The organism is Kitasatospora sp. NPDC007106 (assembly GCF_040634455.1).
Classification (GTDB): domain Bacteria; phylum Actinomycetota; class Actinomycetes; order Streptomycetales; family Streptomycetaceae; genus Kitasatospora; species Kitasatospora arboriphila.
In genome coordinates, this window is the sequence record NZ_JBEYFP010000658.1 from 1 (window position 1) to 3,325 (window position 3,325).

Genomic DNA, 3,325 nt, shown 5'->3' on the forward strand with positions numbered 1-3,325 from the left:
GGGCCCTAGACGATCAGGCTGAGCGGCAGGATCAGGGCGATCGCGACGACCGAGATCACCGTCTCCATGACCGACCAGGACTTCACGGTCTGGCCGACGCTCATCCCGAAGTACTCCTTGACCAGCCAGAAGCCCGCGTCGTTGACGTGCGAGAAGAAGAGCGAGCCGGCGCCGATCGCGAGGACCAGCAGGGCGGAGTGGCTGCTCGACATGCCGGCGGCGAGCGGGGCGACGATGCCGGCCGCGGTGATGGTGGCGACCGTGGCGGAGCCGGTGGCCAGCCGGATCAGCACGGCGATCAGCCAGCCGAGCAGCAGAGCCGAGACGTGCCAGTCGGTGGCCCAGGCGCTGACGGCCTGGCCGACGCCGACGTCGATCAGGGTCTGCTTGAAGCCGCCGCCCGCGCCGACGATGAAGACGATGCCGGCGATCGGGCCGAGCGAGGCGGCGACGCTGTCGGAGACCTGGCCCTTGGTGAAGCCGGCCGCCCGGCCGAGGGTGACCATGGCGAGCAGCACGGCGGCGAGCAGGGCGATCAGCGGCGAGCCGATGAAGTCGAAGAACCGCTGGACGCCGGCCTTCGGGTCGTCGACGACGACGTCGACCAGGGCCTTGCCGAGCATCAGCACGACGGGCAGCAGGATGGTGGCGAGCACCGCGCCGAACCGCGGGGCGTGCTCGGGGCGGACGGCCGCGGGCAGCGCCGTACGGGTGGCGGTCGCCGTGCCCGTGCCGGTGCCGGCCGGGGCGGTCCCGTGCGGGGCGGCGTCACCGTCGGCGGCGGGCCCGTCGGAAGCGGAACCGGTGCCGGTCCCGGGGGCGGAGTCGGTGCCGGGGGCGGCGGGCACGTCGAGCGGGCCCACCCAGCGCTCGGCGATCCGGGCGAACAGCGGGCCGGCGACGATCAGCGTGGGGACGGCGATCAGCAGGCCGAGGGCGAGGGTGACGCCGAGGTCGGCCTTGAGCGCGTCGACGGCGACCAGCGGGCCGGGGTGCGGGGGCACCAGGCCGTGCAGGACGGAGAGTCCGGCGAGGGCGGGGATGCCGATCCGCATCAGCGGGACGTTGCCGCGGCGGGCCACCAGCAGCACGATCGGGATCAGCAGGACGACGCCGACCTCGAAGAACAGCGGCAGGCCCAGCACGGCCGCGATCAGCGCCATCGCCCACGGCAGCCCGCGCTTGCCCGTCCGGGCGAGCACGGTGTCGGCGACGGTGTTGGCGCCGCCCGAGTCGGCGAGCAGCTTGCCGAGCATCGCGCCGAGGCCGATGAGCAGGCCGACGCCGGCGACGGTGCTGCCGAATCCGGTGGAGAAGCTGGTGAGCAGCTTGTCGAAGGGGGCCGCGGCGACGGCCGCGAGCAGGCCGGAGCCGAGGGTGAGGGCGAGGAAGGGGTGCAGCTTCAGCTTGGTGATCAGCAGCACGATGGCGCCGATGCTGAGCAGGACCGCGAGCAGCAGTCTGCCGTTGCTGTCGGTGTGCGGCAGGGCCGGTGCGGCGGCCGCGAGCAGGGAGGTGGGGGTCACGCGAGGTCTCCGTTGACATGGCCCAGCAGGGCTGCGGCCGACTCGACGAGGATGGCGGGGGTGGGGCCGACGTCCAGTACGGCGCCGCGCTCGTCCGGCTGGAGGGGTTCGAGCAGGGCGTACTGGGAGTCGAGGAGGGAGGTCGGCATGAAGTGCCCGACGCGGTGGGCGAGCCGGTCCTGGACCAGCTCGTGACCGCCGCTGAGGTGCAGGAAGAACGCGTCCGGGCAGTGCGCGCGCAGGGTGTCGCGGTACTGCCGCTTCAGCGCCGAGCAGGTGACGACCCCGCCGGTGCCGGCGGTGGCCCGGTCGCCGAGCCAGCGGCCGAGGGCGTGCAGCCACGGCTCGCGGTCCCGGTCGCCGAGCGGGACGCCGGCGCTCATCTTGGCGATGTTCTCCGGCGGGTGGAAGTCGTCGGCCTCGGCGCCCGGCAGGCCGAGCCGATCGGCGAGCAGCCGGGCGACGGTGGTCTTGCCGACGCCCGACACGCCCATCACGACGACGACGGGCGGCTCGGTCTCGACGCTGAGAGCCATGGGGCGGTGCTCCTCTTCTGCCTGTTCCGCGCTCACCTTCGCGCAAAGGTATGACTTATTCAAGCGACCGCAACAAAATCGTCATACTTTTGCTTCCCGATAGTCTGGCCCGATGGAGATCCAGGGCCTGCCCGGCCGACTGCTCGCCGACCTCGGCCCCGCCATCGCCGGCGGCGAGATCCCCGAGGGCGCCGTGCTGCGCGCCGAGGAGCTGGAGGACCGGTTCCAGGTCTCCCGCACGGTGGTCCGCGAGGCCGTCCGCATCCTGGAGTCGATGCGCATGGTCGCCCCGAAGCGGCGGGTGGGGATCACCGTCCGCCCGAAGTCCGAGTGGGACGTCTTCGACCCGCTGGTGATCCGCTGGCGGCTGGCCGGCGCCGACCGGGCGGCCCAGCTGCGCTCGCTCGGCTCGCTGCGGGTCGCGGTGGAGCCGGCCGCGGCCGCACTGGCCGCGGTGCACGCCAGCGACGACGACCGCCGAGAGCTGAGCGCCCTGGCGGTGGAGCTGACCGTCACCGCGCGGGCCGCCGACCTGGAGACCTTCCTCGCGCACGACATCGCCTTCCACGCGATCGTGCTGCGCGCCTCCGGGAACGAGATGTTCGCGCACCTGAAGGACACCGTCGGCGCGGTGCTGACCGGCCGCACCGAGCACCACCTGATGCCGCACCAGCCCCGGCCCTACGCGGTGCAGTTGCACCGGGAGGTGGCCGAGGCGATCTGCGCCGGCGACGCAGCGCTCGCCGAACGGTCCATGCGCACGATCGTCGCGGGGGCGCTCGACGAGCTCAACGCGACCCTCGACTGACGGTCCGCCACGGGCGGAGCGTCGGATTCCGGGGTGAATCGGGGATTTCCGGGCATGGCGGGCCCGAGGTGGGGCAGGGTGGTGGATGTCGGGCGGGGTGCGCCGGAGCACGCCCGCCGCGCTCGTCACGTCCGCTGCGCCGGGGAGGCCCGCCGATGTCCGCCGTTGACCGCCGTCCGCCGCACGAGGTGCGCTCCGCCGCCGTCCGCGCCCTGTTCAGCCTCTCGCTGACGCTGGTGGCACTGATCGTGGCGACCCTGGCCTCGTACGCGGGCAGCGGGCTGCTGGCCCCCGCGCTGCTGCTGATGGCCCTCGGCGTGTTCGGTACGGCGTGGAGCCTGCTGGAGATCCTGATCTCGCGCCAGATCGCGGCGCAGCGCCTGCGCGGCCCGAACTCCGCCTCGCCGCCGCGGTTCCCGGCTGCCCGCCAGCGGCGAGGCGGAGTTCGGGCCGCG

At 73.7% G+C, this 3,325-nt stretch carries 4 protein-coding genes; 2 read left to right on the plus strand and 2 right to left on the minus strand.

Going from position 1 to position 3,325, the window contains the following annotated elements; all coding sequences use genetic code 11:
- Nucleotides 1-5: 5 nt before the first annotated feature.
- A complete protein-coding gene (locus ABZ641_RS30270; protein ID WP_344627387.1) occupies nucleotides 6-1,526 on the minus strand; it encodes an SLC13 family permease in 1,521 nt (506 codons plus the stop codon).
- Nucleotides 1,523-2,062, minus strand: a complete 540-nt coding sequence (locus ABZ641_RS30275) for a gluconokinase (RefSeq protein ID WP_344627388.1) — start codon at nucleotides 2,060-2,062, stop codon at nucleotides 1,523-1,525. Before ABZ641_RS30275 ends, ABZ641_RS30270 begins: the two co-directional genes overlap by 4 nt.
- 112 nt (nucleotides 2,063-2,174) lie before the next feature.
- Between ABZ641_RS30275 and ABZ641_RS30280 the strand changes: the two genes are divergently transcribed.
- Both ABZ641_RS30280 and ABZ641_RS30285 read left to right on the plus strand, forming a co-directional pair.
- The gene (locus ABZ641_RS30280) at nucleotides 2,175-2,870 is read left to right on the plus strand and encodes an FCD domain-containing protein (protein WP_344627389.1); all 696 of its coding nucleotides are present in this window, start codon (nucleotides 2,175-2,177) and stop codon (nucleotides 2,868-2,870) included.
- 155 nt (nucleotides 2,871-3,025) lie between these two features.
- Nucleotides 3,026-3,325, plus strand: a 300-nt coding sequence (locus ABZ641_RS30285) for a hypothetical protein (RefSeq protein WP_359986898.1), incomplete at its 3' end; no start/stop codon positions are given.

Bases quoted from the DNA above. Each gene is read 5' to 3' on its own strand.
- ABZ641_RS30280 (WP_344627389.1), top strand. From the start codon at position 2,175: ATGGAGATCCAGGGCCTGCCCGGCCGACTGCTCGCCGACCTCGGCCCC.
- ABZ641_RS30275 (WP_344627388.1), bottom strand. From the start codon at position 2,062: ATGGCTCTCAGCGTCGAGACCGAGCCGCCCGTCGTCGTCGTGATGGGC.